At 61.5% G+C, this 23,892-nt stretch carries 22 protein-coding genes; 10 read left to right on the plus strand and 12 right to left on the minus strand.

What is annotated here, in order from left to right; translation table 11 throughout:
- The first annotated feature begins 6 nt into the window (after positions 1–6).
- From purU to AC07OT_RS17260, 3 genes are all read left to right on the plus strand, one after another.
- Positions 7–864, plus strand: coding sequence for a formyltetrahydrofolate deformylase (gene purU, locus AC07OT_RS17250; RefSeq protein WP_065925438.1), 858 nt, complete (start codon positions 7–9; stop codon positions 862–864).
- 119 nt (positions 865–983) lie between these two features.
- The gene (gene fdhA / locus AC07OT_RS17255) at positions 984–2,183 is read left to right on the plus strand and encodes a formaldehyde dehydrogenase, glutathione-independent (protein ID WP_092355571.1); all 1,200 of its coding nucleotides are present in this window, start codon (positions 984–986) and stop codon (positions 2,181–2,183) included.
- Positions 2,184–2,486: 303 nt separating this feature from the next.
- Positions 2,487–3,059, plus strand: a complete 573-nt coding sequence (locus AC07OT_RS17260; RefSeq protein ID WP_115485644.1) for a DUF2780 domain-containing protein — start codon at positions 2,487–2,489, stop codon at positions 3,057–3,059.
- On the opposite strand, the gene yihG is transcribed toward AC07OT_RS17260, so the two are convergent.
- The gene (yihG, locus tag AC07OT_RS17265) at positions 3,056–3,943 is read right to left on the minus strand and encodes a 1-acylglycerol-3-phosphate O-acyltransferase, YihG family (RefSeq protein ID WP_495108588.1); all 888 of its coding nucleotides are present in this window, start codon (positions 3,941–3,943) and stop codon (positions 3,056–3,058) included. The two genes, AC07OT_RS17260 and yihG, sit on opposite strands and share 4 nt — an antisense overlap.
- Before the next feature lie 173 nt (positions 3,944–4,116).
- Between yihG and rloA2 the strand changes: the two genes are divergently transcribed.
- The 4 genes from rloA2 to creD are packed head-to-tail and all read left to right on the plus strand — an operon-like array spanning position 4,117 to position 8,159.
- Positions 4,117–4,617 carry a retropepsin-like aspartic peptidase RloA2 gene (gene rloA2 / locus AC07OT_RS17270; protein WP_027605972.1) on the plus strand — a complete coding sequence of 167 codons (501 nt, stop codon included), beginning with the start codon at positions 4,117–4,119 and terminating at the stop codon, positions 4,615–4,617.
- Between the two features lie 9 nt (positions 4,618–4,626).
- Positions 4,627–5,295, plus strand: coding sequence for a two-component system response regulator CreB (gene creB / locus AC07OT_RS17275; RefSeq protein WP_495101993.1), 669 nt, complete (start codon positions 4,627–4,629; stop codon positions 5,293–5,295).
- Positions 5,295–6,734 (plus strand): two-component system sensor histidine kinase CreC, encoded by a 1,440-nt coding sequence (gene creC / locus AC07OT_RS17280; protein ID WP_495108589.1) that lies wholly within the window; start codon positions 5,295–5,297, stop codon positions 6,732–6,734. The genes creB and creC overlap by 1 nt, the downstream gene beginning before the upstream one ends.
- Positions 6,735–6,785: 51 nt before the next feature.
- Complete coding sequence (creD, locus tag AC07OT_RS17285) at positions 6,786–8,159, plus strand: cell envelope integrity protein CreD (protein ID WP_065925432.1); 1,374 nt, start codon at positions 6,786–6,788, stop codon at positions 8,157–8,159.
- A gap of 186 nt (positions 8,160–8,345) precedes the next feature.
- On the opposite strand, the gene AC07OT_RS17290 is transcribed toward creD, so the two are convergent.
- From AC07OT_RS17290 to AC07OT_RS17325, 8 genes are all read right to left on the minus strand, one after another.
- The gene (locus AC07OT_RS17290; protein ID WP_115485647.1) at positions 8,346–8,975 is read right to left on the minus strand and encodes a glutathione S-transferase family protein; all 630 of its coding nucleotides are present in this window, start codon (positions 8,973–8,975) and stop codon (positions 8,346–8,348) included.
- 174 nt (positions 8,976–9,149) lie between these two features.
- Positions 9,150–9,332 carry a hypothetical protein gene (locus AC07OT_RS17295; RefSeq protein ID WP_092355556.1) on the minus strand — a complete coding sequence of 61 codons (183 nt, stop codon included), beginning with the start codon at positions 9,330–9,332 and terminating at the stop codon, positions 9,150–9,152.
- Positions 9,329–10,432 carry a PepSY-associated TM helix domain-containing protein gene (locus tag AC07OT_RS17300; RefSeq protein ID WP_141156170.1) on the minus strand — a complete coding sequence of 368 codons (1,104 nt, stop codon included), beginning with the start codon at positions 10,430–10,432 and terminating at the stop codon, positions 9,329–9,331. Before AC07OT_RS17300 ends, AC07OT_RS17295 begins: the two co-directional genes overlap by 4 nt.
- 63 nt (positions 10,433–10,495) lie before the next feature.
- Entirely contained in the window at positions 10,496–12,934 is a 2,439-nt protein-coding gene (locus AC07OT_RS17305) for a TonB-dependent siderophore receptor (RefSeq protein WP_495108590.1), read from the minus strand.
- An 86-nt stretch (positions 12,935–13,020) separates the two neighbouring features.
- A complete protein-coding gene (locus tag AC07OT_RS17310; protein WP_495108591.1) occupies positions 13,021–14,001 on the minus strand; it encodes a FecR domain-containing protein in 981 nt (326 codons plus the stop codon).
- Positions 13,998–14,516, minus strand: coding sequence for an RNA polymerase sigma factor (locus AC07OT_RS17315; RefSeq protein ID WP_027605963.1), 519 nt, complete (start codon positions 14,514–14,516; stop codon positions 13,998–14,000). The genes AC07OT_RS17310 and AC07OT_RS17315 overlap by 4 nt, the downstream gene beginning before the upstream one ends.
- Positions 14,517–14,616: 100 nt before the next feature.
- Positions 14,617–15,324: a 3'-5' exonuclease gene (locus AC07OT_RS17320; protein WP_495108592.1), complete on the minus strand. Its 708-nt coding sequence runs from the start codon at positions 15,322–15,324 to the stop codon at positions 14,617–14,619.
- A complete protein-coding gene (locus AC07OT_RS17325; protein WP_253492344.1) occupies positions 15,321–17,243 on the minus strand; it encodes a putative nucleotidyltransferase substrate binding domain-containing protein in 1,923 nt (640 codons plus the stop codon). Before AC07OT_RS17325 ends, AC07OT_RS17320 begins: the two co-directional genes overlap by 4 nt.
- Positions 17,244–17,489: 246 nt before the next feature.
- On the opposite strand from AC07OT_RS17325, the gene AC07OT_RS17330 reads away from it, so the two are divergent.
- Positions 17,490–17,936, plus strand: coding sequence for a response regulator (locus AC07OT_RS17330; RefSeq protein WP_027605960.1), 447 nt, complete (start codon positions 17,490–17,492; stop codon positions 17,934–17,936).
- A 129-nt stretch (positions 17,937–18,065) separates the two neighbouring features.
- Positions 18,066–18,458 (plus strand): hypothetical protein, encoded by a 393-nt coding sequence (locus tag AC07OT_RS17335; protein ID WP_495108593.1) that lies wholly within the window; start codon positions 18,066–18,068, stop codon positions 18,456–18,458.
- 251 nt (positions 18,459–18,709) lie between these two features.
- On the opposite strand, the gene AC07OT_RS17340 is transcribed toward AC07OT_RS17335, so the two are convergent.
- Positions 18,710–20,887 carry a malate synthase G gene (locus AC07OT_RS17340; RefSeq protein ID WP_495108594.1) on the minus strand — a complete coding sequence of 726 codons (2,178 nt, stop codon included), beginning with the start codon at positions 20,885–20,887 and terminating at the stop codon, positions 18,710–18,712.
- 266 nt (positions 20,888–21,153) lie between these two features.
- Between AC07OT_RS17340 and AC07OT_RS17345 the strand changes: the two genes are divergently transcribed.
- Complete coding sequence (locus AC07OT_RS17345) at positions 21,154–21,666, plus strand: glycine cleavage system transcriptional repressor (protein WP_495108595.1); 513 nt, start codon at positions 21,154–21,156, stop codon at positions 21,664–21,666.
- 222 nt (positions 21,667–21,888) lie between these two features.
- On the opposite strand, the gene rarD is transcribed toward AC07OT_RS17345, so the two are convergent.
- Both rarD and AC07OT_RS17355 read right to left on the minus strand, forming a co-directional pair.
- Positions 21,889–22,773 (minus strand): EamA family transporter RarD, encoded by an 885-nt coding sequence (rarD, locus tag AC07OT_RS17350; protein ID WP_027605956.1) that lies wholly within the window; start codon positions 22,771–22,773, stop codon positions 21,889–21,891.
- 123 nt (positions 22,774–22,896) lie between these two features.
- Positions 22,897–23,871, minus strand: coding sequence for a serine/threonine protein kinase (locus AC07OT_RS17355; protein ID WP_015886213.1), 975 nt, complete (start codon positions 23,869–23,871; stop codon positions 22,897–22,899).
- Positions 23,872–23,892 lie beyond the last annotated feature (21 nt).

Consider the following 23,892-nt stretch of genomic DNA (forward strand, 5'->3'; position numbering starts at 1 on the left):
TGACCCATGAGCCGCGCACCCGATACATGGATTTTGACCGCCGACTGCCCCAGCGTGCTCGGCACGGTGGACGCGGTTACCCGCTATCTGTTCGAGCAGGGCTGCTACGTCACCGAGCACCATTCGTTCGATGACCGCCTCTCGGGCCGGTTTTTTATTCGCGTGGAATTCCGTCAGCCGGATGGCTTCGATGAGCAGGCGTTCCGCGATGGCCTGGCCTCGCGGGGTGAAGCCTTTGGCATGATCTTCGAGCTGACGGCGCCGAACTACCGGCCAAAAGTGGTGATCATGGTCTCCAAGGCCGATCACTGCCTCAACGACTTGCTCTACCGCCAGCGTATCGGGCAACTGTCGATGGACGTGGTCGCGGTGGTGTCCAACCATCCCGATCTCAAACCTTTGGCCGACTGGCATCAAATTCCCTACTACCATTTCCCCCTCGACCCTAACGACAAACCGTCCCAGGAGCGTCAGGTGTGGCAAGTGGTGGAAGAGACCGGCGCCGAACTGGTGATCCTTGCGCGCTACATGCAAGTGCTGTCGCCGGAGCTGTGCCGCAAGCTGGACGGCAAGGCCATCAATATCCACCACTCGTTGCTGCCGGGGTTCAAGGGCGCCAAGCCGTATCACCAGGCCTACAACAAGGGGGTGAAACTGGTCGGTGCCACGGCGCATTACATCAACAACGACCTGGACGAAGGCCCGATCATCGCCCAGGGCGTGGAGGTGGTGGATCACAGTCACTATCCCGAAGATTTGATTGCCAAGGGGCGGGACATCGAAGGGCTGACATTGGCTCGGGCGGTGGGGTATCACATTGAGCGGCGGGTGTTCTTGAACGCCAATAGAACTGTGGTGCTCTGACTGCCCCTGATGAGGCCCTGACAAACAACACAAGCAACAGCATCTGTACCCGAGCACTCAACGCGCTGCCCACCCAAAAGGGCAACGCAGTTCCATAAAAACAACAGCGAGGTGAAAGCATGTCTGGTAATCGTGGCGTCGTGTATCTCGGCAACGGCAAGGTCGAAGTACAGAAAATCGACTATCCCAAAATGCAGGACCCCCGTGGCAGGAAGATTGAGCACGGCGTCATCCTGCGCGTGGTCTCCACCAACATCTGCGGCTCCGACCAACACATGGTGCGCGGCCGCACCACTGCCCAGACCGGCCTGGTGCTCGGTCACGAGATCACCGGTGAAGTGATCGAGAAGGGCAGCGACGTCGAAAACCTGAAGATCGGCGACCTGGTTTCCGTACCCTTCAACGTCGCCTGCGGGCGCTGCCGCTCGTGCAAAGAGCAACACACCGGCGTGTGCCTGACCGTCAACCCGGCGCGTGCCGGTGGTGCCTACGGCTACGTCGACATGGGCGATTGGACCGGCGGCCAGGCCGAGTACGTGCTGGTGCCGTACGCCGACTTCAACCTGCTGAAACTGCCGGACCGTGACAAGGCCATGGAGAAAATCCGTGACCTGACCTGCCTCTCCGACATTCTCCCCACCGGCTACCACGGCGCCGTCACTGCCGGCGTTGGCCCTGGCAGCACCGTCTACATCGCCGGTGCCGGTCCTGTCGGCCTGGCAGCGGCGGCGTCTGCACGCCTGCTCGGCGCGGCGGTGGTGATCATCGGCGACGTCAACTCCATCCGCCTGGCCCACGCCAAGGCCCAGGGTTTTGAAACCGTCGACCTGTCCACCGATACGCCGCTGCATGAACAGATCGCCGCGCTGCTCGGCGAGCCGGAAGTGGATTGCGCCGTCGACTGCGTGGGCTTTGAAGCACGCGGTCATGGCCACGACGGCGTCAAGGCCGAAGCCCCGGCCACGGTGCTCAACTCACTGATGGGCGTGGTGCGCGTGGCCGGCAAGATCGGTATCCCTGGCCTGTACGTCACCGAAGATCCGGGTGCCGTGGATGCCGCCGCAAAAATGGGCAGCCTGAGCATTCGCTTCGGCCTGGGCTGGGCCAAATCCCACAGCTTCCACACTGGGCAAACGCCTGTGATGAAGTACAACCGCCAACTGATGCAGGCGATCATGTGGGACCGCATCAACATCGCCGAGATCGTCGGCGTGCAGGTGATCAGCCTGGATGACGCGCCACGTGGGTATGGCGAGTTCGATGCGGGCGTACCGAAGAAGTTTGTGATTGATCCGCATAAGTTGTTCAGCGCGGCATAAATCCCGGGTACACGAAACCCAAATGTGGGAAGGGGCTTGCTCCCTCCCACATTTGGGTTTTCGTGTTTGGGATATCTACGATTGGCCAACGCACTTGGTATGCGGTCGGGCCCGTTGGCCGCTTACTCACTGATCCTCCTTTGCTTTCCGAGCTCACTATCAGTTCCCCGGGGTTGCTGATCGATTGCTGCTGACGCGGATTCAGGCCGGCTTATTCCGATGGGGTTGCAGAGGTGCCTGGAACAACCGACGGGATACCCAGTCCAACGCCTGCGTTCACCCCGACATCCAGAGGTTGCTCCAATGAAGATTTCACGCGGTTTCGCCCTTTCCTGCCTGATGAGCCTGGCCGCCACCCCGGTGTTTGCCGCAGGGTTCAGCCTTGGCGATGCGGCCAATGCCATCGCGGGCATGCAAGGGGGCAACAACAAGGCCGCAGCTGCCGCACCGTCGTCTGAAACCGCTGGCCTCCTCAGCGCCCTGACCTCACAACTGAACATCACCCCCGAGCAGGCCGTTGGCGGTACCGGTGCCATGCTGGGCCTGGCCAAGAACAAACTGAGCGGCAACGACTATTCGCAACTGGGCAACAGCGTGCCCGGCCTCGACCAACTCTCGGGTAACAATGCATTGGGCAGCCTCGGGGCCTTGAGCGGGATGCTCGGCCAGGCCGGCGGCAGCAAGACCAGCGGCCTGGATGGCTTGCTGGGTAATGTGAAGAACACCAATGACCTGAACACCGCGTTCAGCGCACTGGGCATGGACAGTGGGATGGTCAGCCAGTTTGCCCCGGTGATCCTGCAATACCTGGGCGGGCAGGGTGCCAACAGCTCGCTGCTGGGTAAGCTGGCCCAGGCCTGGGGCACCGGTAGCTAAATACGCTCCGCGCGCAGTTGTTCGATGCGCGCATCCTTCTGCGTCCAGAGCTGGTTGACCCAGTTCTGGACGGTCTGGCGAAACGCCGGATCATTCTCGTAATCCCCCTGCCACAACGCCGGGTCCAGCTCACGGGTCTGGATGTCGATGATCACCTTGGGCACCGCGCCGCTGATCAACTCCCAGAACCCCGGAATCTTTTGCTGCGGATACACCACGGTCACATCGAGCACGGCGTCCAGCTGTTCGCCCATTGCCGCCAGCACAAACGCCACGCCGCCCGCCTTGGGCTTGAGCAGACGTGTGAACGGCGAAGCCTGCTGCTTGCGCTTGGCCTCGCTGAACCGCGTGCCTTCGAGGTAATTGACCACGGTCACCGGCTGGCGCTTGAACAGCTCGCACGCCTCCTTGGTGATCTTTAAATCCTGCCCTGCCAGCTCCGGGTGTTTGGCCAGGAACGCCTTGGTGTAGCGCTTCATGAACGGGTAATCCAGGGCCCACCAGGCCAGGCCCAGGAAGGGCACCCAGATCAGTTCTTTTTTCAGGAAGAATTTGAAGAACGGTGTGCGGCGGTTGAGGGCCTGGATCAGCGCCGGGATGTCCACCCAGGATTGGTGGTTGCTGATCACCAGGTAGCTGGTGTCGCCGCGCAGCTCATCACCGCCGCGAATGTCCCATTGGGTGGGGATGCACAAGGCGAAAATAAGCTTGTCGATCTCGGCCCAGGTCTCGGCGATCCACATTACCGCCCATGAGGCGTAGTCCCGATAGCGACCGGGCACCACCAGTTTGAGCAGGGCAAACACCAGCAGCGGCCCGATCAGGACCAGGGTGTTGAGCAACAGCAGCAGTGAAACCAAACAGCCGGTGAGCAGGCGGCGCATAAGTAACTCTTGGAATCGTGTGGGCGGGCCATCATAAGCAAGCTGAGTCTAGAGGCCAAATCGCAAATGGCCGTACGAATGTTTCACAATGTGCCGGTTATGGTGGGCGTGACTAACTAAGTGCCGTCTTTGCGGTCTAGAATCCGCCTACTTCTTTCCGAGGAAATCACTTCGTGAAACTGCTTCTTGCCTCCCTCGCGTTGGTTGCCCTGCCTGTCATGGCCGCCGAGCCGACCCTTTACGGTCGCTACGAATACATCCAGTTGCCGGAGATCGGTGAAACCTTCAAGGCCAAGATGGATACCGGCGCGCTGACCGCCTCGCTGTCGGCCCGTGACATCGAAACCTTCACCCGTGACGGTGACGACTGGGTGCGCTTCCGCCTCGGCGGCAAGGACGCCACCAACAAGGTCTACGAGCACAAGGTCTCGCGCATCAGCAAGATCAAGAGCCGCGCCGATGAAGACGACGACAAGGACGAAGCCACCGTGGCCAAACGCCCGGTGATCGACCTGGAAATGTGCCTGGGCAACGTCAAGCGTACCGTCGAGGTCAACCTCACCGACCGCAGCAGCTTCAATTACCCGTTGCTGATCGGCGCCAAGGCCTTGCGTGAATTTGGCGCAGCAGTAAACCCGGCCCGTCGCTACACTGCCGACAAACCGGACTGCTGATTTGAACCCATGCCCCACATCCTGATTGTCGAAGACGAAGCGGCGATAGCCGACACGCTGATATTCGCCCTGCAAGGCGAGGGCTTTACCACCACCTGGCTGAGCCTCGGCCAGGAGGCGTTGGCCCATCAGCGCCAGACCCCCGCCGACCTGATCATCCTCGACATCGGCCTGCCGGACATCAGCGGTTTTGAAACCTGCAAGCAATTGCGCCGTTTCAGCGAAGTGCCGGTGATGTTCCTCAGCGCCCGGGATGGTGAGATCGACCGCGTGGTCGGGCTGGAGATCGGCGCCGACGATTACGTGGTCAAGCCGTTCAGCCCACGGGAAGTGGCGGCGCGGGTGCGGGCGATCCTCAAGCGCGTCGGCCCCGCTGTGGCGCCGGCGCTGTTCCAGGTGGATCTGGAGCGCATGCAAATCAGCTATCGCGGCCAACCCCTGAGCCTGACCCGGCATGAATTCCGCCTGCTGCAAAGCCTGCTGGAGCAACCCGAGCGGGTGTTCAGCCGCGAGCAGTTGCTGGACGCGGTGGGCGTGGCGGCCGACGCCGGTTACGAGCGCAATATCGACAGCCACATCAAGAGCCTGCGCAGCAAGTTACGCAGCGTGGCCGCCGATGCCGAGCCGATCCAGACCCATCGCGGCCTCGGCTACAGCTACAGCCCGGGCAACAGCTGATGCGCCTGGGGCTGCGGATTTTCCTGGTGTATGCGCTGTTTATCGGCCTCACCGGCTATTTCGTGCTCAGCACGGTGATGAAGGAAATCCGTCCCGGCGTGCGCCAGTCCACCGAAGAAACCCTGGTGGACACCGCCAACCTGCTGGCCGAAATCCTGCGCGAAGACGTGAAGCACGGCACCCTCGGCCAGAGCCACTGGCCCGAATTGCTCAAGGCCTACGGCAACCGCCAGCCCGGCGCGACCATCTGGGGCCTGGCGAAAAACCAGGTTAACCACCGTATCTACGTGACCGACGCCAAAGGCACCGTGCTGCTCGACTCCACGGGCGAAGCCGTGGGCCAGGACTACTCGAAGTGGAACGACGTCTACCTGACCCTGCGCGGCGAATACGGCGCGCGCTCCACTCGCAGTGCATCGGATGACCCCACCTCATCGGTGATGCACGTCGGCGCGCCGATCCGCGATAACGGGCAGATCATCGGCGTGGTCACCGTGGCCAAGCCCAACAGCTCGTTGCAGCCGTATGTCGACCGCACTGAGCGCCGCCTGCTGTGGTACGGCGCGGGCCTGGTTATCCTCGGCCTGTTGCTCGGCGCGCTGTTGTCGTGGTGGCTGAGCGTTGCACTGCGTCGCCTGACCGCCTACGCCGAAGCCGTCAGTGAAGGCCGAAGGGCGGAGCTGCCGCATTATCGCGGCGGCGAGCTGAAGCAGTTGTCCACCGCCGTTGAGCACATGCGCACGCAACTGGAGGGCAAGGCCTACGTCGAACATTACGTGCACACCCTGACCCATGAATTGAAAAGCCCGCTGGCAGCGATTCGCGGCGCGGCCGAGCTGTTGCAGGGCGATATGAGCCGCGAACAGCAGCAGCGCTTCGTCGGCAATATCGACAGCGAAAGCGCGCGCCTGCAGCAGTTGATCGAACGTCTGCTGAACCTGGCGCAGGTGGAGCAGCGCCAGGGGTTGGAGGCGCAGGTGAGTATCCCGCTGGCGGCCTTGGTCGACGATGTACTCAACGCCCAGTGTGCGCGAATCGAAAGCGCCGGGCTGCACGTCGAGCAAGGGATTGCGGCGGATGTGAGGGTGTTTGGCGAGCCCTTCCTGTTGCGTCAGGCACTGGGCAACTTGCTCGACAACGCGCTGGACTTCACACCGCCCGGTGGCGTGTTGAGATTCAGCGCACAGACGCTGCACAACGACGTGCAGGTGAGCCTGTTCAACCAGGCCGCACCGATCCCCGACTACGCCCTGCCGCGCCTCAGCGAGCGTTTCTATTCCTTGCCGCGTCCCGGCAGCGGGCGCAAGAGCACCGGCCTGGGCCTCAACTTTGTCGAGGAAGTCATGAAGCTGCACGGCGGCACCTTGCAGATCGGTAATGTGCCGGGCGGTGTGCACGTGGTGCTGCATCTCCACACAGTCTCCACATTGCCCACATAAATCCCCCACACAGGCTGCCCAGACTCTCCCCATCAAAACAGGGAGAGACCCATGAACCGCAGCCTGCTTTTCAAACTTGGCGCGATTGCGCTGCTGATCCTGCTGTTGCTGATTCCATTGCTGATGATCAACGGCATCATCAGTGACCGCCAGCAACTGCGCGACGGCGTCCTGATGGACATCGCGCGCAGTTCCAGCTACGCCCAGCGCCTCACCGGGCCGGTGATGGTGGTGCCGTATCGCAAGACCGTGCGCGAGTGGAAGCTCAATGAAAAGCTCAACAAGCGCTACGAGGTCACCCGTGAAGAGCGGGGTCGCCTGTATTTCCTGCCGGACCGTTTTGAGCTGGACGGCAAGGTGCAGACCGAACTGCGCGCACGGGGGATTTACCAGGCGCGGCTGTTCCATGCCGATAACCGAATCAGTGGGCGTTTCGAGCTGCCTGCGCAGTTGGGCATCACCGAAGACTTTGCCGATTACCGCTTCGAACCGGCGTTTCTGGCGGTGGGGATCAGCGATATTCGCGGCATCGAAAATGCGTTGAAGCTGGAGCTGGGCAGCCAGCGCCTGGAGTTCGAACCGGGCTCCCAAGTGGACTGGCTGGGGGAGGGCGTGCATGTGGCATTGCCAGAGCAGGACAGCAAAAAACCGGCTGTAGTGGACTTCGCCTTTGATCTGCGCCTGCAAGGCACCGAGCAACTGCAAGTGGTGCCGGTGGGCAAGACCAGTCAGGTGTCCCTGGCCTCCAACTGGCCGCACCCGAGTTTTATCGGCAACTTCCTGCCGGCCCAGCGCGAAGTGACTGACAACGGCTTCACGGCCAACTGGCAGACCTCATTCTTTTCCACCAACCTCGAACAGGCCCTGCAAACCTGCCTGGACGGCCAGGGCTGCAACGACTTCAACAACCGCAGCTTCGGCGTGAACTTCATCGACCCGGTGGACCAGTACCTCAAGAGCGACCGCGCGATCAAATACGCGCTGCTGTTCATCGCCCTGACCTTTGCCGGTTTCTTCCTGTTCGAAGTGCTCAAGAGCCTGGCGGTGCACCCCGTCCAGTACGCATTGGTGGGTGTTGCCTTGGCGTTCTTCTACCTGCTGTTGTTGTCGTTGTCCGAGCACTTGGGCTTTGCCTTGGCTTACCTGATTTCGGCGAGTGCCTGCGTGCTGTTGATCGGGTTCTACGTGTGCCACGTGCTGCGCAGCGTTGCCCATGGCCTGGGGTTTTCGGCGGGGTTGGCGGCGCTGTATGGCTTGCTGTACGGGCTGTTGAGTGCCGAGGACTACGCACTGCTGATGGGCTCGCTGCTGCTGTTCGGGCTGCTGGGGACGGTGATGGTGCTGACGCGTAAGCTGGATTGGTACGGCGTGGGCAAGCGCAAGGCGGCCGAGCCGCTGCAGTTCGACCTGGAGGCGGTGCAATGATCGGGTTGCGTGAGGATCAGCAAGTGGGGGCGCAGTTAGCCGCAAGGATCGTTACATTCCTCAATACCACCACTGTCCAATGTGGGAGTGGGCTCGCCCGCGATAGCGGTGGTTCAGAAACAGCTGTGCTGAATGACATACCGCGATCGCGGGCAAGCCCGCTCCCACATTGGGTCGGTGTGAACGTCACACGGGCGGCTGGGTCTCCAGCATCGAAGGCCGCTGGCTGACCTCGGCGTACCAGGCGGCCAGCTTGGGGTTGTCCGAGCGCCAATGCATGTCCGGATGGCGGAAGTCGAGGTAACCCAGGGCGCAGGCTACGCTGATCGAGGCGATATCGAAGTGGCTGGCCAGCTCGGCGATGGCGTCCTGTTCCAGCTCGGCGAGGGCGCGGTGGATCTTGTTGCGCTGTTCGTCGAGCCACGGCGCCCAGTGTTTTTCCACCGGGCGCAGGGCGGTCTCGTAACGCACCAGCACGGCGGCATCCATGATGCCGTCGGCCATCGAGGCCAGGGTCAGGCGCCGCCAGCGGGCCGAGCCATCGCGGGGGATCAGCGGGTTGCCGACGTGCTGGTGGTCGAAGTAATCGAGGATCACCCGGCTGTCGTGCAGCACGCTGCCGTCGGCCAGGCGCAGGGCCGGGATCTTGCCCACGGGGTTGCCTTGCACCAGCTGCGCATCCGGGTTGACCGGGGTCGGCATGCAACCGTGCAGGGCGACGCGGTCCTGCTGGCCGGTCTCGGCCAGCAGCACGCGGACTTTACGCACGAACGGTGACGCGGGGTTGTGGAACAAGGTCATGCTGGGAGCGGACATGGGCGAACCTCACAATGGACTGTGGCTAGCCTAGAGGGTTGCGCGGTGGCTGGCGAGGGGGAGTGCGGGTGTTTTTGAGGGCCTCATCGGGGGCAAGCCCCCTCCCACATGTGTCCCGCGTTCGTCATAACCACGCGGTCAACTGTGGGAGGGAGCTTGCCCCCGATAGCGCCCTCAGCCACGCCGCTTGAACAACGCCCAAATGCCAATGGCGGCCGGTATGCCCAACCCCACCCAACTCAACGAATCCCACAGCCCATCCCCCAGCAACGCCGCAAACAACCCGGCGGCGCTGAGCAGGCCAATCCCCAGGGGAATGCCAAATACCTTCCAGAAACTCGATTGCCTTGGCTTCATGCCTTGCCCGCCTTGCGCCGCACGATCCACAAGTAAATCCCACTCACCAGCACGATGATGGTCAGCACATCCAGCGCCGCCCAGAGGATCTTCATCGGCATGCCGCCGTAGTCGCCGAAGTGCAGTGGCTGCGACATGCCCATGGCGTCCATGTACCACGGCCGTTCGGCGATGGCGGTGACGGCCAGGGTGCTGGCGTCGATCAGGACCGGCGTGAGCAGATGCGAGGTCAGGTGTGTGCTGCCCTTCATGAACACCGCGTAATGGTGCTCGCTGGAAAAGCGTGTGCCGGGGAAGGCGATAAAGTCCGGCTGCATGCCGGGCGCGGCCTTGGCGGCGATGCTCAGCAGCTCGCTCGCGGGGGCGCGTTGGGTCAGGGGCGGGGCGTTTTTGTAGGGTTCGATCATCGCGCTGAGGCTGTCGGTGCGCCAGGCGGCGATGATCAAATCGGCACAGGCGCTGATCACGCCGGTCACGCCCACCACCAGCGCCCAGGTCAGGGTGACCACGCCGATCAGGTTATGCAGGTCGAGCCAGCGCAGGCGCGTGGACTTGTCCTGGCGCACGGTGGCGAACTTCAAGCGGCGCATGAACGGCAGGTACAGCACCGTGCCCGAGACGATCGCGAGCACAAACAGAATGCCCATGAACGCCAGCAGCAGCTTGCCCGGCAGGCCGGCGAACATATCCACATGCAGGCGCAGCAGGAACAGGGTGAACCCGCCATTGGCCGACGGCATCTCGACCGCCTCACCGGTTCGTGCGTCAAGCATGAAGGTGTGGGATGAGTTGGGCTCGGTCCCCGCTGTGGCGGCCATGATCGCGATCACACCGTTCTTGTCGTCTTCATCCCACGCCAGGTATTGCATGGCCTCGCCCGGGCGATGGGCCTGGGCCTTGCTCACCAGTTGCTCGAGGTTGAGTTGTGGCGTATCGGCAGGCATCTGCGCCAGCTCGGGCTCGTTGCCCAGCAGGTGGTCGATCTCGTGGTGAAACACCAGCGGCAGGCCGGTGAGGGCGAGCAGCAGCAGGAACACCGTGCAGATCAGGCTGGTCCAGGTGTGGATGAAGGACCAGCGGCGGATGGTTTTGCTTTTCATCACGGCTCCAAAGGCAAAAGGGCCGCAGTTCAGGCGGCCCTTCATCAGCGGTTTATCACCGTCTTAGAATTTGTAGTTCACGCTGGCGACCACGTTACGTTGGTCGCCGTAGTAGCAGTAGAAACCATCACAGGTGGACAGGTAGTCCTTGTTGAAGATGTTCTTGGCATCAACGGCCACGGTCACACCCTTCATGGTGCTGTTCAAGCGGCCGAGATCGTAATGCACCGAGGCGTCATAAACGGTGTAGGAGCCTACATGGCCCAAGTCGGTGTTGGCAGCGTTGCCGTAGGTGTCGCCGACGTAACGTACGCCCGCACCCACACCAAAACCGTCGAGTGGCCCGCTGCGCCATGTGTAGTCAGCCCAGCCTGTGGCCTGGTTACGAGGCAATTGGTTGAGACGGTTGCCTTTTTCAGCGGCTACGCCTTGAGTGATTTCGCTGTCGTTATAGGTGTAGGAACCCACCAGCTTAAGGCTTTCGGTGACGTCGGCACTGGCTTCCAATTCCAGGCCGCGCACCTGCACTTCACCCACCTGGCGAGTGATGCTGCCCTCGGTGACTGAGGTGTTTTGCTGGGTCAGGTCGAACACGGCAGCGGTAAACAGTGCCTTGGTGCCTGGAGGCTGGTACTTGATACCGGCTTCGTACTGTTTACCTTCGGTGGGTTTGAATGCCCCGGTGCTGCCCACTTGGGTGCCTGAGCCGGCCTGGAATGATTCGGCGTAGGACAGGTACGGGGTGATGCCGTTGTCGAAGACGTAGCTCAGTGCTGCGTTGCCGCTGAAGTGCTTGTCACGCTGAGTGTTGGTTGCGTCATTCAGGTTGTGGAAAGTGGTGCCGGTATGCACCCAGTCTTCACGGCCGCCGAGGGTCAGGCGCCAGTTGTCGAGTGCCATCTGGTCCTGGACGTACAGGCCGGTCTGCTGGGTCTTCTGGGTGTAGTCGTACATGGTGAAGTACTGGACCTTGGAGAAGTCCTGCCCGTACACCGGACGGTTGAAATTGATCGTCGGCACTCCTGCAGAGCCCCACAGCCAGCGGGCATCGCTGGTGGAGCGCTGATGGTCGAGGCCCAGCAACAGCGTGTGGTTGAGCGCACCGGTTTGGAAGTCGGCCTGGAAGTTGTTGTCGACGGCGAACTGACCGATATTTTCATCGACCTTGCCGGCGGAGCGACTCACGTTGCCGTCGGCGTCGACCGCCACTTCAGGACCATTCGGAAAGAATGCGCCACCGGCAGTGATGCCCTGGAACGACAGATCGTTCTTGGTATAGCGCAGGTTCTGATGGAACTGCCAGGTATCGTTCAGGCGCGTTTCGAAGGCGTAGCCGAGGGCGTAGTAGGTGCGGTCGTAGAATTCCCAGTCCGGATCACCCAGGTTCTTGTGATGGGAGATCTTGCCGGCCGGCGAACTCAGCTTGGTGCCTTGCAGCGGCAGGAACTGCCCGGTGATACCGGTATCGTCGCGGGTGAACTGGGTGAGCAACGTCAGCTTGGTGTCGTCGTTGATATTCCAGGTCAGGCTCGGGGCGATGTTGTAGCGTTTGTCCGGGATGTGATCCACGGCAGTGTTGCTGTCGCGCACCACGCCGCTGACGCGATAGAGGAACTGACCCTCGTCGTCGATCTTGCCGGTGCTGTCGAAGTTGATCTGTTTGTGGTTGTTGCTGCCGGCCTGCACTTCGATTTCATTCGAGCTTTCGGCCTGGGGGCGGCGGCTGACCATGTCCAGCAGACCGCCGGGTGGGGTTTGGCCGTAAACCGAGGATGCAGGTCCGCGCAGGACGGCAATGCGTTCCAGGTTCCACGTGTCGATCTTCGGTGTGGCGTAGTTGCCTTTGGGTAACGGCAGGCCGTCAAGGAATTGGGTCGGGACAAAACTGCGTACCAGCAGCCAGTCACTGCGCGAGTCGGAGCCATAGCCGCTGCTTTGCACACCTGCGGTGTAGCGCAATGCGTCGTTGAGGTTGAGAACCGAGCGGTCTTCCATCTGCTGGCGAGTGATTACTGTGACTGAGCGCGGCAGCTCGGCAATCGGTGTATCGGTTTTGGTGCCGGCTGCGGTGCGTGTTGCGACATAACCGTCCACCGGACCCCATGCACTTTCATAGCCGCCTTGCCCTGTGATATTGGTCACCGGCAGCGCCATCACCCCATCCGGAACCGCCACCAGCGTATACGTCCCCGCGCTGCTCTGCTCCAGCTGCAAGCCGGTGCCACGCAAGGCTTCACGCAGTGCGCCCGGTGCATCGAACTGGCCCTGGACCGGTGCCGAGGTCTTGCCCGAGGCCAACGCTGGGTTGAGGGTCAGTGCCAGGCCGGCCTGGCTGGCGATCTGGTTCAGGGTGCTGGCCAATGAAGCGGCCGGCAGGTTATAGGCGCGCACGCTGGAGGCTTGTTCGGCGGCAATCAGCGCAGTGCTGGCCAGCGGGGCGCTGAGGGCAATGGCCACGGCTAACAGGCTGGGGCGCAACAAGGTGTCTAGCGTGCGGGACATAGGGCGGCTCCTGAATGGAAGTAATTCGCAATTGCCTATGTGCCGAGCGAGATTTCAAAAGTGATAGGGCCGGTGGAAAATATTTTTTATTTGGCCTCAGGTGTCTTGGCGACCACTGTCACCCACCACGGCGTGTGCTGTTCGATCTGCACCGGCAGGGTGGGCAGCAGCGCGTTGAGCGCCAGAGTGGTGTCGTGCAGCGGGAAGCTGCCGGTGATGCGCAGGTCAGCCACGTCTTTATCCACACCCAGATGGCCGGTGCGGTAGCGGCTGAGTTCCTGCACCACATCGCCCAGGCGGGCGTTGTCGACCACCAGCATGCCGCGGGTCCAGGCATCGCTGGCGGGGGTGACGGCCAGTGCGGGGCCAAGGCCGTCGCTGCGCATCAGCACCTGCTGGCCTGCCTTGAACACCTGTTCGTGCTGCAGCGCTTCGGGCTGGGCGCCCACCGCCGATTGCAGCACGCTCAGGCGCGTCGCGTCGTCTTCGCGCTTGACGATAAACCGCGTGCCCAGCGCGCGCAGGCTGCCCTCGCGGGTTTGCACATAAAACGGGCGCGCATCGTTGTGGCCGGTTTCGACGAGGATTTCGCCTTCCTGCAACACGATCAGCCGGCGCTTCTCATCGAAGCGCACGTCGATGGCGCTGTGGGTGTTGAGGTTGATCAACGTACCGTCCGCCAGTTTCAGCGTGCGCTGCTCCCCGGTGGCGGTGCGCTGGTCGGCCAGCCAATAGTGGATCGGCACGTAGCGTTCGCCGGCAAACAACGCCAGGCCGCACACCAGGGCAATGCTCGCCAGGCCGCTGCCGAGCTTGCGCACGCGCTGGCGAATGCCCTTGCGCGACTGTAACAACGCCGCCCGCGCCGGGCCCGACGCCACGCTGAAACGCTGGTCGAGCATGCCCAGTTGGCGCCAGGCACGGGCGTGCTCTTCATCGCTGGCCAGCCATTTGCTGAATTCTTCGCGCTCCACCGCGCTGTCATCACCCGAATCGAGGGACAACTGCCAGGCAATCGCCGCATCCAGGACACGGGCCGACACGGGCTTGGAGCTGATCACGTTCACAGCGGCTCGCCATACAGGGCGATGTAGCACTGGCGAATGCCCTGGGCCAGGTACTGGCGCACACGCGGCACCGACACCCCCAGGCGCTGGGCGATTTCAGCGTGGCCCAGGCCGTCGAGGCGGTTATACAGGAAGGCGGCGCGGGCCTTGCTAGACAGCTTGCCGAGCAGGCGGTCGATGGCCTTGAGGTCTTCGAGGATCAGTTGCTGTTCTTCCGGCGATGGGTGTTCGCTTTCCGGGATCAGCATCAGTTCGCTGAGGTAGGCCTGTTCGAGGGCCGCGCGGCGGAAGTAGTCGAACAGCAAGCCCTTGGCGATGGCCACCAGAAACGCCCGTGGTTCGCGGGGCTCGCGCAACTCGTCACGGCCGAGCAGGCGCATGAAGGTGTCCTGGCTCAGGTCTTCGGCACGGCTCGGGCAGGCCACATTGCGCCGCAGCCAGGCCAACAGCCAGCCACGATGGTCGCGATACAACGCACCAACAAGCTCACTGTGTGGGTTCTGGACCGACGACAAGGCATCACCGAATAAATAAAAGGTTTAAACTAACGAGAATTATTCGCGATTGTGTCAGAGGTGTGGGGCGGGTGCAATTGGCGTCCGTCGGGAGATGACATTAAAATGATGGCGCGTGTCTGCGCCGTTTCCATTGGCTCAAACGCTCTTGCAGCACCTGAGGCGTGTCGATCTGCTGCTGACGCGCGCGGCTGAACAGGATCAGCATCAGCTCCGCCGTGGCCAGGGCATCGGCGCTGGCGTGATGGCGTTCGCCCACGTGCAGGTTGAAGTGGTTGATCCAGTCGTCCAGGCCGGCCTCGCGGATATGCGCCTCGGGGCACAACAGTGAGGCGATGTCGGCTACATCGAGAAACGTATGGGCCAGTCGATACCCCAGGCTGTCCTTGAGGGCGCGGCCCAGCATGTGTTGATCGAATGGCGCGTGGAAGGCGAGCAGCGGGCTGTCGCCGACGAACTCCATGAAGTCCAGCAGGGCCTCGGCCGGGTCGCTGCCCGCCGCGATGGCGCTGGGGCCGAGGCCGTGGATCAGCACACTGGGGCTGAGTTTGGTGTCGGCGCGGTGCAGGGTGCGCTCGAACAGTTGGGAAAAATCCACCGCGCCGTCCTCGATCACCACCGCGCCGATGGACAGCACCTGGTCGCGGTTGAGATTCAGGCCGCTGGTTTCCAGGTCCACCACTACCCAGCGCTGACTGCGCAACGTGTTGTCGCCCAACACCGCGGGCTTGGGGAGTTGTTCCAGGCGCCGTTGTTGCGCGGTATCGAGTCTGGGCTTGGCCGTGCGCAGCCAGTCAAACAAGCTCACAGTTGATACCGCAAGGTCAGGCTGCTTTGCAGGCGCTGGGCCTGGCGCAGGGATTCACGCAGGATGCGGCGGTCCAGGTGGTTGAGGCTGTCGGGGTCGACGCGGTTGGAATACGGCTGGTTCTCGCGGGTCTGCAACTGATGCTGCTGCATGCGGGTTTGCTGGATAAAGTGATAGGCCTCTTCATAGGCGGCGCCGTCCAGGGGCTCGATCACCTCCTTGACCACCAGCTGGCGCAGGCGCTCCAGGGTGTTATTGGCGTGGATGCCGTTGGCCAGGGCCAGCAGGCGTGCGCCGTCGACAAAGGGGGTCAGGCCCTGCACCTTGAGGTCGAGGGTGGCCTTTTCCGCGCCTTTGCGGGTCAGCACAAAATCGCGGAAACGCCCTACGGGCGGGCGCTGGCGCAAGGCATTCTCGGCCAGCATGCGTTGGAACAGCCGGTTATCCCCGACTTGGTCGAGAATGCCCTGGCGCAGTTGCTCGCAGCCGCGTTCATCGCCCCACACCACGCGCAGGTCGAAATAGATACTCGAGCCCAGCAGGTTCTCCGGCGTCGCCTCGCGAATAAACGCCGCAAACCGCCGCGCCCATTCCGCCCGCGACAGGCACAACTCGGGGTTGCCGGCCATGATGTTGCCCTTGCACAGGCTGAACCCGCACAGCGCCAGGCTCTGGTTGATCTGCTGTGCCAGGGGCAGCAACCGCTCGCGAATCTCGGCGGCCTCCACCGCGTCCCTGGCTTCGAACAGGATGCCGTTGTCCTGGTCGGTGTACAGCGTCTGCTCGCGCCGGCCTTCGCTGCCGAAACACAGCCAACTGAACGGCACGCCAGGGTCGCCTTTTTCGGCCAGGGTCAGCTCGATCACCCGGCACACCGTGTGATCGTTGAGCAGGGTAATGATGTGGGTGATCTGGGTAGACGACGCGCCATGGGCGAGCATGCGTTCCACCAGTTGGCCGATCTCGCCGCGCAGCGCCACCAGGTTCTCCACCCGGGGCGCGTTGCGGATGGTACGGGCCAGGTGCACCAGGTCGACCCGTTGCAGGGAAAACAGATCGCGCTCGGACACCACGCCGCACAGGCGCTGGTCCTTGACCAGGCAGACGTGGGCGATATGTCGCTCGGTCATGGCGATGGCGGCGTCGAAGGCGCTGTGGTCCGGCGTTAAAAAGAACGGCGCCTGGGTCATATGGCCTTCAATGCCCTGGCTGAAGTCGCCGGTGCCGTCGGCCACCACCTGGCGCAGGTCGCGCAGGGTGAAAATGCCCAGGGGCGCCTTGTGTTCATCGACAATCACAATGCTGCCCACCTGCTGCTCATGCATCAGCGTTACCGCTTCGCGCAACGGTGTCTGCGGGCTGCAGGTGACCGGATGGCGCATGGCCAATTCGCCCAGGCGGGTATTCAGGGAATATTGGGTACCGAGGGTTTCCACGGCTTTTTGCTGCACTTGCTGGTTGACCTGGTCGAGCAGGCTGCTGACACCGCGCAGGGCGAAGTCGCGGAACGGGCTGGACAGCGCGAACAGCTTGATAAAGGCCGGCTTGTTCAGTTGCAGGCAGAAGGTGTCTTCAGCGGCCTTGTGTTCGGTGCGGGTGGCGCGTTCACCTAACAATGCAGCGAGGGGGAAACACTCGCCGGTGGTGATTTCGAAGGTGGCTTGCGTGGCGTCCGGCCGTTCACCCACGACGCGGCCCTGCTTGACGATGTAAAAGTGTTCCACCGGCCCGCCCGATGGCTTGAGGATGCTCTCGCCGGGACCGAAGAAGCGCAGTTGGCACTGTTCCACCAGAAACGCCAGGTGCGCGTTTTCCATCTGGTTGAACGGTGGGAAGCGTTGCAGGAACTGCAGGGTGCCGTGGATGTTCTGCAATACAGCAGTTTTTCCCGCCTGGGCGAAGGCATCAGCTTTACTCATAACCATGACCGCAATTTTTTTGTCGTTATCGTCCTGCATGGTCGACTCCTGAGCGGCGGGTGCCCATTGGACGTAAGTCTAGGTCGATGAAAACGCCGCAGAACTAGGGAAAAACCTTACACGACTATCGTCCAAACCCCGTAGAACACCCACTAGGCAAACTTTCCGACGAAGTGCACATTGAACGCCCTTCCGCAGATGTCTGACGAGTGTGCTGGAAGATTGTCGAAAACCGCTGAGAAACGTATGTCCGACCACGATATTTTAAGTGATGCCGAGCGCGAGGCGCTCAGCGCCGTGATGCTGGAGCCTGATCTACCGCCACAACGCGTGTTGATTGTTGATGACGACAAGGACGCGCGTGAACTGCTGGCGGAGATCCTGGGCTTGGACGGTATTCGCTGCATGACGGCCGACAGTGGCGAGGCCGCGTGGGATTTATTGAAGTCCAGCAGTTCCATCGGTTTGCTGATCACCGATCTGCGCATGAAACCCAGCAATGGTCTGGAGTTGATCAAGCAAGTGCGCGAATCCACCCGCGCGGCGCTGCCGATCATCATCATGTCGGGGGATGCCGAAGCGCCGGATGTGATTGATGCGATGCATTTGAGTGTGGTGGATTTTTTGCTCAAGCCGATCGACAGCGTGAAGTTGGCGAAGCTGGTCAAGCGGGAGTTGGGGATGGCACAGTAGACGGCTGATACCGTTGGTCGGGACTGTCAGATTTCACAGTATCGGCGTTTTAAGCGTGGCCTGTTTAATCGTTGCGAGGGGCTGGTTGGAATCGATGCCCCTACTTGATGAGTTAAACAGGAGTTTATCATGAGTACTGAAAAACAAACGGTTAGCAAGATTGAGAAGTCCCATCGTGGCTCCGGGTCATCAACCATCACCGTCGTAACGGGTGGGCACTCTGAAGGCTTTCACGCGAATCACTTTTTCGGAGACCGATTTTATATTCATATGGAAGTGAATAGAGTGGAGCTGCGCATTCAGTACGGCAAGCGCTTGTCGGATGGACTGAATGAACTGCCAGCGGGGTCTTTTGGTCTCGAGTACAAGAGTCCGGCAGGCGAAGATTTTGACAATGTAACCGGTGGAACAATCAGCGTGACTGTTTCAGGTGGAACCTTTAACGGTGAGCTGAAAAATGTGACCGTTACCGGGTCGGGTGGAACTGCGACGTTCTATGGTAAATATGATATGACGGTCTAGTTATTAGTTTTTTCAATGTAAATAAAGAGTCCTTATCTTCAGGGCTCTTTATATTCAGCAGTTATTTATGAGGTTTTGGATTAAGCAAGTCAGTTGCTGGGGTTGCAAAGTTTCTAATTGACCTGCGGTCTCTGATTCAAGCTGGTCTTGATAATAGACAATTCTGATTGAGTGCCGCGATTAAATAATGGTGGATATCAAGACCGAGGCCCTGATCGAATGATCAGGGCTTCGGCGTTGCTAGCTTTTACTCAAAGGCCATTCCTGGCCTTGAACTCCCTGCGCCGACGGTGCAACACCGGCTCGGTATAGCCATTCGGCTGTTTAGTCCCTTCAATCACCAACTCCACCGCTGCCTGGAACGCAATGTTGCTGTCGAAATCCGGCGCCAGCGGACGGTACAGCGCATCCCCGGCATTCTGACGGTCCACCACCGGCGCCATGCGCTTGAGGCTTTCCATCACCTGGGCTTCGTTGACGATGCCGTGGCGCAGCCAGTTGGCAATGTGCTGGCTGGAGATGCGCAGGGTGGCGCGGTCTTCCATCAGGCCGACGTCGTTGATGTCCGGCACTTTCGAGCAGCCCACACCCTGGTCGATCCAGCGCACCACATAGCCGAGGATGCCCTGGGCGTTGTTGTCCAGTTCGTTGCGGATTTCTTCCTCGGACCAGTCGGTGTTGCTGGCCAGGGGAATGGTCAGGATGTCGTCTACCGACGCGCGTTCGCGCTTGGCCAGTTCGGCCTGGCGTGCGAATACGTCGACCTTGTGGTAGTGCAGCGCGTGCAGTGCGGCGGCTGTCGGCGATGGCACCCAGGCGGTGTTGGCGCCGGCCAGTGGGTGGGCGATTTTTTGTTCGAGCATCGCCGCCATCAGGTCGGGCATCGCCCACATGCCTTTACCGATCTGCGCACGGCCTTGCAGGCCGGTGCTCAAGCCAATATCGACGTTCCAGTTCTCGTAGGCGCCGATCCATTTTTCCGCCTTCATCGCCGCCTTGCGCACCATCGCGCCGGCTTCCATGGAGGTGTGGATCTCGTCGCCGGTGCGGTCGAGGAAGCCGGTGTTGATAAACACCACGCGCTCGCTGGCCGCCTTGATGCAGGCCTTGAGGTTGACCGTGGTGCGGCGCTCCTCGTCCATGATCCCGACCTTGAGGGTGTTGCGCGGCAGGTTCAGCACGTCTTCGATGCGGCCGAACAGCTCGTTGGTGAACGCGGCTTCTTCCGGACCGTGCATCTTCGGCTTGACGATGTACACCGAGCCGGTGCGGCTGTTCTTGCGTGTGTTGTTGCCGTTGAGGCTGTGGATCGCGGCCAGGCTGGTGAGCAGGCCGTCGAGGATGCCTTCCGGTACTTCGTTGCCGTCTTTGTCGAGGATCGCGTCGATGGTCATCAAGTGGCCAACGTTACGCACAAACAGCAGCGAACGGCCGTGCAGCGTCACGTCCTGGCCGTCGACGCCGGTGTAGACGCGGTCGGCGTTCATGGTGCGGGTGAAGGTCTTGCCGCCCTTGGCCACTTCTTCGGCCAGGTCGCCCTTCATCAGGCCGAGCCAGTTGCGGTAGATCACCACTTTGTCATCGGCATCGACGGCGGCGACGGAGTCTTCACAGTCCATGATGGTGGTGAGTGCGGCTTCCATCAGCACGTCTTTGACGCCGGCGGCATCGGTCTGGCCAACCGGGGTGCTGGCGTCGATCTGGATTTCGAAGTGCAGGCCGTTGTGTTTCAGCAGGATTGCGATCGGCTCGGCCGCTGGGCCCTGGAAACCGATCAACTGGGCGTCGTCACGCAGGCCGCTGTTGCTGCCGCCCTTGAGGCTGACGATCAGCTTGCCGTCGACGATCTTGTAGCCGGTGGAGTCGACATGGCTGCCGGCGCTCAGCGGCGCGGCTTCGTCGAGGAAGGCACGGGCGAAGGCGATCACCTTGTCGCCACGCACTTTGTTGTAGCCCTTGCCCTTTTCGGCGCCGTCGGCTTCGCTGATGGCGTCGGTGCCATACAGCGCGTCGTACAGCGAGCCCCAACGCGCATTGGACGCGTTGAGGGCGAAGCGGGCGTTCATCACCGGCACCACCAGTTGCGGGCCGGCCATGCGGGCGATTTCGTCATCGACGTTTTGGGTCGAGGCCTGGAAGTCTGCGGCTTCTGGCAGCAGGTATCCGATGTCTTGCAGGAAGGCTTTGTAGGCCACCGGGTCGTGGGCCTGGCCGGCGTGAGTCTGATGCCAGGTATCGATCCGCGCCTGGAAATCGTCGCGTTTGGCGAGCAGGGCTTTGTTCTTCGGTGCCAGGTCATGGATGACCTTGTCGGCACCGGCCCAGAACTGGTCGGCAGTGATGCCGGTACCGGGAATGGCTTCGTTGTTCACGAAGTCGAACAGGACTTTGGCGACCTGCAGGCCACCGACTTGAACGTGTTCAGTCATTGCTTGCCTCACTCTGCGGAGCTAATGCGCTGTTTCGGATTTTCATTATGTAGTGCACGGGAGGGCATACTACATGATGACTTGCGGTTGTGAAAATTAGACTAAATACGTCGTTTAGCGACCCACTTTGGTCGTACGGTCACAGCGGAGAACCGGATGTTCTCAAAAAACTATTGGATTGTTCCAGATAAATATAAAAATGGTACACGATTTGTTTTCGCGGGCCTCCGGGTCCACCTTGTAGATTGAATTCAGAGGGCTTCGCCATGGACCATCTTGTACTCACTATTATTGCCGCCGACAAACCCGGCCTGGTGGAACGCATCGCGCAGAACATCGCGGCCCACGGCGGCAATTGGCTGGAAAGCCGAATGGCGCATATGGCCGGGCAGTTTGCCGGGATCCTGCGGGTCAGCGTGCCTGCCGAGAGTCGTCAGACCTTGGTGGGGGCTTTGGAGGATTTATCCACACACGGTATTCGCGTGCTGGTGGGAGAGGGCAGCAGTGGCCAGGCATCGGCGTCCAAGTCGATCGTGATGACGCTGCTGGGCAACGACCGCTCGGGCATCGTGCGCGAGATCACGGCGCTGTTGAGCAAGCAGGGCGTCAACCTGGAGCGCTTGAGCACCGATGTACGCCCTGCACCGATGAGCGGTGATCCGCTGTTCAGCGCCGAGGCGCTGTTGCAGGTGCCGTCGAGCTTGTCCTTGGAGGCGTTGCAGGAATCCCTGGAAACCCTGGCGGATGATCTGATGGTGGAACTGCACAGTGAGGAATAACCACCCACAAGGTTATGCATGGAAATCTTGCATGGGCCTGTGGATAACCTGTAGAGACCCGGCGCCAGGCCACGTCCACCGGGCTTCTGCGCCAGCTGAGCAAAAAACGAGCAGTTTCAAGGGCTTGTGCACAAATGGCGGGGATCAGGTTGTGGATAACCTTGGGGTGGATCTCTGCAAGCCAGGCTGGCTGGGGCTTGCAGAGGTTTGTACGTTATTTGATCAGCGTTTGCGCACGCTCAACCAGGCATCGACGCTGTAGACCACCAGTCCGGCCCAGATAAAGGCAAACGCGATCAGCGTGCTTGACGCCAGGTGCTCACCGAACAGCAGCACCGCTTCCAGTAACACCAGGGTCGGTGCCACATACTGCAAAAAGCCCAAGGCGGTGTAGGGCAAATGCCGTGCGGCGGCGTTGAAGCACACCAGCGGGATCAACGTCACCGGGCCGGCCGCCACCAGCCACCAGGCTTCGGATGTGCTCCAGAACGCCAGTTGTGCACTGTGGGCCGACGGGTTGAACAGCAACCAGGCCACCGCAATCGGCACCAGCATCCAGGTCTCCACCACCAGCCCCGGCAGCGCCTTGACCGGCGCCTGCTTGCGGATCAGGCCGTAGAAACCGAAAGTCAGCGCCAGTACCAACGATACCCACGGCAAGCTGCCCACCTGCCAGACCTGTTGTGCCACACCCACTGCGGCCAGCCCCACGGCCACCCATTGCAGGCGACGCAGGCGCTCGCCGAGCAACAGCATGCCCAGCAGCACATTCACCAGTGGGTTGATGTAGTAACCCAGGCTGGCTTCGAGCATGCGCCCGCTGTTTACCGACCACACATAGGTCAGCCAGTTACCGGCAATCAACGAACCGCTGAGTGCCAGGATTGCCAGGCGCCTGGGGTTGTCGCGCAGTTCGCGGAACCAGCCCGGGTGCTTCCACACCATCAGCAGCAAACCACCGAACAGCGCGGACCACAGCACCCGGTGCACGATGATTTCGGCGGCGGGCACACTGGCGATGGCTTTGAAGTAGAGCGGGAACAGACCCCAGATGACATAGGCGCTCAGGCCCAGGATGTACCCCTTGCGGGGGTTGGCGGCTTGCATGCGGAATCCTTGCTTAGGCAGCTAACAAAGGGCGATTGTAAGGATATTTGTCTACCAATGGGACTGGCTTGGTAGTGAGGTCTGCTTTGTGTGGGAGGGAACTCCCTCCCACATTAGAAGCAATCAGAAGAGTTTCAGCGGCTCTTCGTTGAGGGCTGAGAGTTGCTCGCGCAGCGCCAGCACCTGGTCGCCCCAATACCGCTCGCTGCCGAACCACGGGAAGCTGTGGGGGAAAGCCGGATCATCCCAGCGCCGTGCCAGCCACGCGCTGTAGTGCATCAGGCGCAACGCGCGCAGCGGCTCGATCAGCGCCAGTTCACGCGGGTCGAAGTCGTGGAATTCCTGGTAGCCGTCCATCAGTTCCGACAGCTGGCCCAGGCATTCCTGGCGATCACCGGCGAGCATCATCCATAAGTCCTGCACCGCCGGGCCCATGCGGCAATCGTCGAGGTCGACGATGTGGAACATCTCATCGCGGCACATCATGTTGCCGGGGTGGCAATCGCCGTGCATGCGGATGTTCTTGTGCGGCGTGGCTTTGTACACCTCTTCCACGCGCTTGAGCAGGTCGCGGGCCACGGACTCGTAGGCTGGCAGCAGGCTCTTGGGAATGAAATTGCCTTCGAGCAACGTATTGAGCGAGTCGTGGCCGAAGTTCTTCACACCCAAGGCTTCGCGGTGTTCGAACGGGCGGGTGGAACCCACGGCGTGCAAGCGGCCGAGCAGTTGCCCAAGGCGATAAAGCTGGTCAAGGTTGCCCGGCTCCGGTGCGCGGCCGCCACGGCGGGGGAACAGAGTGAAGCGGAAACCGGCGTGCTCGAACAGGCTTTCGCCGTTATGAATCATCGGCGCGACCACCGGCACGTCACACTCGGCCAACTCGAAGGTGAAACGGTGCTCTTCGAGGATCGCTTCGTTGGTCCAGCGCTGGGGGCGGTAGAACTTGGCGATCAGCGGTTCGGAGTCTTCGATGCCCACCTGATACACGCGGTTTTCGTAGCTGTTGAGCGCCAAGACGCGGGCATCGCTGAGGAAACCGATGCTTTCGACAGCGTCGAGTACCAGGTCGGGGGTGAGGGTTTCAAACGGATGGGCCATGCGAACTCCTGCGCGCAGCAG

This window comes from Pseudomonas sp. GW821-FHT09C10, from assembly GCF_059418085.1.